The following is a 7,047-nucleotide window of genomic DNA, read 5'->3' as shown; positions in this document are numbered from 1 at the left end:
GTGGTACCGGTGGCGCTGGTGCTGATCTTCCTGGTGCTCTTCTCGACCTTCGGCTCGGTGAAACAGGCCGCCCTGGTCCTGTCGAACGTGCCCTTCGCCATGATCGGCGGCGTCTTCGCGCTGGCCCTCACCGGCGAATATCTCTCGGTGCCCGCCTCGGTCGGCTTCATCGCCCTGCTCGGCATCGCCGTGCTGAACGGCGTGGTGATGGTCACCTATTTCAACCAACTGCGCGCCCTCGGTCGACCCATGCAGGAGGTGGTCGTCGAGGGGGCAAGGCGGCGCCTGCGCCCGGTGCTCATGACCGCAAGCATCGCGGCCTTCGGGCTGGTGCCGCTGCTCTTCGCGACCGGACCCGGATCCGAGATCCAACGCCCGCTTGCGATCGTGGTCATCGGCGGATTGGTCTCGGCCACCCTGCTCACGCTCATCCTGTTGCCGATTCTCTACCGACGTTTCGGAGCGGAACGGGTCTAAACATTCGGGTGCGATGCAATCGGCTCGAATAGGGGCAACCCCGGACAACAGGGACTCAGGATCTTACGGAGGACACCAATCATGCTGAAATCAATCTTCAATGCACTCGCCGCAGTCTTCTTGATGACCGCAGCGGTCATCCCGACCCATGCGGCCGATCTGAGGCTGCTCATCGACGAGACGACATCGGTGATCCCGACCGAGGTCACCTACGAGGTCTCGCCCGAAGGACTCGAGATAAAGGGCTGGGTCGCAAAACGCGAGCCGCATGCCGGGCGAATGCTCGGCCATGTCGAGATCCGGCTGCTCGACGACGCCGGCTCGGTGCTCGCGCGCAAAGACACCTACATGGTCCATTATTCACCGACGCGCGCCAATCCGCAGAAAGCCAGCTTCAGCACCTTGCTCCCCGAGGTGCCGAAAGAGACGGCTGCGATCGAGGTGGCGCACCGGGTCGGTAAGAGCGCGGACGGGCGCTGAGCGGCATCAGGCGCATCGACGCGATTTCACGCCACGATCGGAGACCGACACATGCCACATCATCTGCTCCATCTGATTGTCCCTCTACAGGCGGAAGACGCACTCGTCGAGTGGCTGCTGGAGCGCGAGGACATCCCGGGCTTCACCAGCAGCGCGGTCTCCGGGCACGGCTCCTCCGAGCGTTCCATGACCACCGCCGAGCAGGTCGCCGGGCGCAGTCGCCGGGTGATGTTCATGCTGTTGCTCCCCGAGGAGACTGCCGAAGCGGTACTCGCAGGCTTGGGTGAGGATTTCGGGGGCAGCGGTATCCATTACTGGCTCGTGCCCGCCATCGCCCAGGGTCGATTGGTTTAAACCGCGTCCAGAGCGACATGCGTAGTTTTCATTTTGTGTTGGGCTTAGGGATTTTTCCGACTTTTGCGGAGACGCGGTTTAGAATTTTACCTTTTTTAATCTCTTAAACCGCGCCGACACCAACGGACGTCAAGTCTGCCGGCGCCGATCCCATCCAAAAACATCGCATACCGCGCTGGGCGCGGTTTAAGAGCTGTGGATGCACCGAACGTCGAACGCACTCGAAAATAAGCATCTCGCCCTGGACGCGGTTTAAGGGGTTTCCACCCTCCGCAGGAAGCTCGCGAAGCGGGGCAGGCCGTTGGTCGTGCGCCCGTGATATTTGAAGTTGACGACGCTGCCCACGGGCGGCGGGTCATCGCGCTCGACATCGCTGAAGCCTGTGCCGAGCCGAAATCGGGTGCCGTCCGCCTCCTCGACCACAAGCGAGCCCATCCGGCCTTCGTGTCGCCCTCGGCCGGGGACATGGGCGATCACCCGGGCGTCGGCTTCCAGGTAGGGTTTGACCTTGAGGAGATCGGCGGAACGTCCGACGCGGTAGAGCGAATCCCGTCGATGCAGCATCAAGCCCTCCCCGCCCGCAGCGACCACTCGGTCCAACCCGGCCATCAAGGCGTCATGATCCGCAACGCGGGTTTGCTCGACCAGGTCGAGAAAGGGGCTCGGCGAGGTCGCGAGGAGACCTCTCAATACGCTCAGGCGTGTCTCGAAATCGCCCGGGTGGTCCGGCAGGTCGAACACCATATAGCGGACACGACGCCAGGCGTCGTTATCCGGCTCGGATCGTCGTACCGTGCCCGACAGGAAGGCAAAGGTGCCGCGCCCCATCCAAAGCTCCCCGTCGAGTGCAACCGCGGGAAAATCGGCCGTAAACCAGGTGGGCGCCCTGATCGGCATGCCGCCGCGCGTGATGAAACGGCGGCCGTTCCAGTAGCCGCGCACGCCGTCGAGCTTCTCGCTGACCAGGTAACGGTCGAGATCGACGCCGGGACGATATACCTCCCCCAGTGCCAGGCCGGGCACGGCCTGCGTCGTCGTCGAGACACTCCCCGGGGCGAGCGTGATCGCCGACACATCCCCCGCAGCGAACACCCCCTCGATCGTTGCATCGGCATGGCCGCGGAGCATGCCGAGAAGAAGCAGCGAGAGCCCCAATCGAAGACTGGACCTGTGCAACATCGAGCACGCTCCGTCTATTTCTCGATGCCGACACTGTAGCTCAAGTCTCGCGTGACTCAAAATGTATGTACACGAAATAGATCCGATTTGGCCGCGGCAGCGATGCGTATCCGCCAACCCTCCAGGCTCAAGACCATGACGCCGTGAACCATCGTCCGAAAGACCCTTCCAAAAACCCGATTGTTTTACTCAATACTATAAATCCACCTGGCGGCGTTCTTTCCTGTCGCGACATCGGCTAGTGTGACCTAATTGTTGCGCCGCACAAAAAACCGTTCCGTAAAGGTCGGAACGATCTGCCCCGGCGCTCGGCTTCACCGCCGCTTGTCAGGAACACAAGACCATGACCGCTTCTACTCATTACGACGTCTTGATCGTCGGTGCCGGCGTCACCGGTACCGCACTCCTTTATCAGCTGGCGAAATTCACCGATCTGAAACGCCTCTGCCTGGTCGAAAAATACGACAGCATCGCCACGGTCAACTCGCACGCGCACAACAACAGCCAAACCATCCACTGCGGCGACATCGAGACCAACTACACCTTGGAGAAGGCGCGGGCCATCAAGCGCACCGCCTACATGGTGATCAACTACGCAACGAAGCTCGCTCCCCGCGATCGCGACCGCATCATCCATCGGATGCCGAAGATGGTGCTGGGCGTCGGCGAGACCGAATCTCGCTACATCCGTGATCGCTACGAGCGCTTCAAGGGGCTCTACCCGCGCATGGAACTGCTCGAGCGCAAGGACATCGCCGACATCGAGCCCAACGTCGCCCTCGTGGACGGGACCTGGCGCAAGGAGGAGATCGTCGCCACGGGCACACCGGATGACTACTGTGCAGTTGACTTTCAGGCCTTGGCGCAGTCCTTCTCGGCCGATTGCGTACGACTGGATCGGCAAACCTCCAAGCAGATCACCCAGCTGTTCTCGACCAAGGTCGATAAGGTCCGCCGCGACGGCCAGGATTACGTCTTAGAGACCAACCGGGGCCTGTTGAAGGCGCGGGCCCTCGTGGTCTGCGCGGGCGGACACTCGCTCCTAATGGCGCAGGAGATGGGGCTGGGGTTGGACTACTCCTGTATGCCGGTCGCCGGTTCCTTCTATTTCGCCCCCGAGGCGCTGAACGGCAAGGTCTACACGGTCCAGAATCCGAGCCTTCCGTTCGCTGCGGTTCACGGCGATCACGACATCAAGGAACGCGGCAAGACCCGTTTCGGGCCGACCGCCTTCATGCTCCCGATGCTCGAGCGCTACAACCGCGACAGCATTCCCGAGTTCTTCAAGGTCCTGCGGTTCGATCGCCAGGTTGCCGCGGCCTTCTGGGCCATGCTCAAAGAGCGCGATATCCGCCACTACATCCTGCGCAACCTCCTCTACGAGGTGCCGGGCCTGAATCGCCATCTCTTCGTTCGCGAGATCCGCAAGATCGTCCCCTCGATCAAGGCAGCCGACATCACCTATGCCGAACGCTTCGGCGGGCTACGGCCCCAGTTGATCGACAAGACCTCCGGCAAGCTGCGCATGGGCGAGGCCAAGATCACCAACAACGCCGGTCTCATCTTCAATATGACCCCTTCGCCGGGTGGGACGAGTTGTCTCGGCAGCGGCGAGACCGACATGCGCTCGATTGCGGCCTACTTGGGTGCCCGAATCGACGAGCAGGGCTTGTCGCGGGAGCTGCTGATGGGGTACGAGGATACACGCGGGCACGGCGACGCGGCTGCGGCGGTGGCGACTGCATCGGAGGCGGTGGCGCTAGCCGAGGCGGTCTAAATTGAATCGCGTCCTCGAGAGCGTCTGCTTGGTTTGAGGTCGGTTTCATCCTCGGCATAACCTGAAGCGTTTCAGCGGGACGCGATTCAGAGGTTAAAAGCGAGAAAAGGATTGAAAGCGGAAAGCTTTCTGGTCGGAAAACCCCGTAGGGTGGACAAGCGCAGGCGCAGTCCACCAGCGCAGGCTGAATCGGAGGCGCTCGCGCTGGCCGAGGCGGTCCAGACTGAATCGCGTCCTTACCGGCGTTTGCGACATGACGCCGCATTTTCCAAGGTGCGCGAGCACTATGTTTGCCAACGCACCGACAGAGCCGACCGACCAGGCTAGAGTCGGCAGCATCACAGTGAAGCATCGCGCCGCTCCCGGCCACAGAGCCCGGCCGGAAGATCAACGACCGAGCCCACTTCTGACAGACCCTGCGGTGGTTGTCTCCCGTTGAGCGACTCCGATCAGGGGCGCCACCGTCGATTCTTTCTGTTTCCCGGGAGACCACATCATGAAATCTAACGTCATCCGCGCCGCTGTCATCACGATAATGGCGCTTGGACTGGGTGCCTGCACCGGTCCTCAAGGACCAGCCGGGGCTCAAGGGGTCACCGGACAAACCGGGCGGACTGGCGCCGATACCGTAATTGTCTCTCCAACGGAGGGAAGAACGACCACCGTCGACACGGTGATCGCAACGCCTGTGCAACCGACGAAAACCACAACGACCACGACGCGCAGATACGGCTACTAAAGCGCGTCGAGCGTGGCCTGCATCGCTTCTGGCGACAGCAGGTCCACGCAAGCCAATAAAAGCGGCAGCGCCGGCGCGAGGCTCGGCGGACTTCGCTCTCGCTCGTCCCTACGTGCCGGTCTATCATCAAGGCCCGGCATCCGGGCGGCGACTTAGAGCCGAGCCAGGGCAACCCTTTCGAAAAAAATCCTAAACCGCGTCTCTACCGAGATCATGGGCTCACGCAACCGCAAGCCCAGTCCCAAAGACTTCCTTTATTCCAGCGGACGCGGTTTAGCCGTGGTAGGCGCGACTGAGCTCGTGTACCGCCGCGACCATCGCCCCCGCGTGCTCCGGATTCACGTCCGGGGTGATCCCATGCCCGAGATTGAAGACATGGCCCGGACCCTTGCCGTAACTGGCGAGGACACGCGCGACCTCTTCGCGGATCCGTTCGGGTGAGGCATAGAGCGCACAGGGATCGAGATTGCCCTGCAGCGAGACGCGGTCGCCGGTCAGGATGCGCGCGTCGGCAAGATCCGTCGTCCAGTCCACGCCGAGACCATCGCAGCCGGTGTCGGCCATGTGATTCAGCCACTGACCGCCGTTCTTGGTGAAGAGGATCACCGGCACGGCGCGTCCCTCCGCCTCGCGGTTCAGACCCTCGACCACGCGCTGCATGTAGGCCAGGGAGAATTCCCGATAGTTGGCCGGCGCCAGTGCACCGCCCCAGGTATCGAAGATCATGGTTGCCTGCGCGCCGCGAGCGATCTGGGCGTTGAGGTATGCGACCACGGCATCCGCTGTCTTAGCCAACAAGGCGTGGAGCAGATCGGGACGGTCGAACATCATCCCCTTCACATGCGAGAAGTTCTTCGCGCCCCCGCCCTCGACCATATAGGTCGCGAGCGTCCAGGGGCTGCCCGAGAAGCCGATCAAAGGCACGCGTCCGGCGAGCTCGCGTCGAATCGTCGACACGGCATCCATCACGTAGCGCAGCTCGTCCTCCGGATCCGGAACGGCGATCCGATCGACATCGGCCTGCGTGCGCACCGGCCGCTCGAAATGCGGCCCCTCCCCTTCCGCGAAATACAGACCCAGCCCCATCGCATCCGGCACCGTCAGGATGTCCGAGAAGAGGATGGCGGCATCCAACGGAAAACGCTCCAACGGCTGCAGCGTGACTTCGCAGGCAAGCTCCGGGTTCTTGCACAGATCCATGAAGCTGCCGGCCTTCGCGCGCGTCGCACGGTACTCGGGCAGATAACGGCCTGCTTGGCGCATCATCCAAACCGGCGTGTATTCAACGGGTTCGCGCATCACTGCACGGAGGAAGGTGTCATTGATGAGTGGCGTCATGAAGCAGGACCTGGGCAGTCGAGGAGAAAGGGTCTCGGTGGTTCGGGCGACCATTCTACTACGGGTTTCGCTCATGACGAGGTTGCGAAGGACAGAGCCGCCCGAGTCCGGCGCTTCGGTGCGGGCGACAGGCTGCATGGTAGGCCGAGCACCGACCGCTCGTCGGGGGCGCGACAAGGAATCGGACGACTGTATAAGTCTGTTCACGGCAGGGTCCACAAGTCTGTGGATAAGCTGTGGTCATTTTAACGGCTTCTTTTTGCACACCGCTTACCCACAGGTTGGACAGGTATCGGGGAACAGCCACGAATCGGCTCAAGTGATTGAGCTGGAACCGATTTTAGCCACGATCGAGTTATCCACAGAGCTTATTAAGATTACTGTCTTTTTATTTAAACTATTTTGAATAATGATCCGGCCGGAAAACCGAGCGATCCCGCTTCCAGCACCCCGATGATCATCCAACAGATTGAATCGATGGATTATTCATCGGCAGACCTACGCCAGGTCTTGTCCCCTCCCCGCGTGGAGCCAGCCGACAACAACACATGTCATGCCGGAGCTGGTTTAGTAGAATCCAGGCGATGGATGTCTCCGCCCTTCTCGATCCCCTCAACGACGCTCAGCGTGCGGCCGTCGCCGCCGAGTCCGGAAACCTTCTCGTGCTCGCCGGCGCCGGATCGGGCAAGACCCGCGTCTTGGT

General features: G+C 61.8%; 7 protein-coding genes. 5 read left to right on the top strand and 2 right to left on the bottom strand.

Features of this window, described 5'->3' with window-relative positions; all coding sequences use genetic code 11:
* The 3 genes from GPT33_RS15615 to GPT33_RS15605 form a co-directional block, all read left to right on the top strand.
* Positions 1-477, top strand: a 477-nt coding sequence (locus tag GPT33_RS15615; protein ID WP_296810627.1) for an efflux RND transporter permease subunit, incomplete at its 5' end; no start/stop codon positions are given.
* An 81-nt stretch (positions 478-558) separates the two neighbouring features.
* Positions 559-957 (top strand): hypothetical protein, encoded by a 399-nt coding sequence (locus GPT33_RS15610; RefSeq protein WP_296810624.1) that lies wholly within the window; start codon positions 559-561, stop codon positions 955-957.
* A gap of 51 nt (positions 958-1,008) precedes the next feature.
* Complete coding sequence (locus GPT33_RS15605) at positions 1,009-1,311, top strand: DUF3240 family protein (RefSeq protein WP_296810621.1); 303 nt, start codon at positions 1,009-1,011, stop codon at positions 1,309-1,311.
* 252 nt (positions 1,312-1,563) lie between these two features.
* On the opposite strand, the gene GPT33_RS15600 is transcribed toward GPT33_RS15605, so the two are convergent.
* Positions 1,564-2,490, bottom strand: a complete 927-nt coding sequence (locus GPT33_RS15600; RefSeq protein WP_296810618.1) for a DNA ligase — start codon at positions 2,488-2,490, stop codon at positions 1,564-1,566.
* Positions 2,491-2,833: 343 nt separating this feature from the next.
* On the opposite strand from GPT33_RS15600, the gene GPT33_RS15595 reads away from it, so the two are divergent.
* On the top strand, positions 2,834-4,267 hold the full coding sequence (locus GPT33_RS15595; protein WP_296810615.1) for an FAD-dependent oxidoreductase: 1,434 nt from the start codon (positions 2,834-2,836) through the stop codon (positions 4,265-4,267).
* Positions 4,268-5,279: 1,012 nt separating this feature from the next.
* On the opposite strand, the gene hemE is transcribed toward GPT33_RS15595, so the two are convergent.
* On the bottom strand, positions 5,280-6,344 hold the full coding sequence (hemE, locus tag GPT33_RS15590) for a uroporphyrinogen decarboxylase (RefSeq protein WP_296810613.1): 1,065 nt from the start codon (positions 6,342-6,344) through the stop codon (positions 5,280-5,282).
* 584 nt (positions 6,345-6,928) lie between these two features.
* On the opposite strand from hemE, the gene GPT33_RS15585 reads away from it, so the two are divergent.
* Positions 6,929-7,047 (top strand): UvrD-helicase domain-containing protein (locus GPT33_RS15585; protein ID WP_296810629.1); only part of this gene is annotated, 119 nt, incomplete at its 3' end.

Origin of the sequence: Thiocapsa sp. (assembly GCF_011390875.1) — a bacterium.
Taxonomy (GTDB): domain Bacteria; phylum Pseudomonadota; class Gammaproteobacteria; order Chromatiales; family Chromatiaceae; genus Thiocapsa.
The sequence above is the reverse complement of the archived record's forward strand: the minus strand, read 5'-3'. Positions and strand labels throughout refer to the sequence as shown.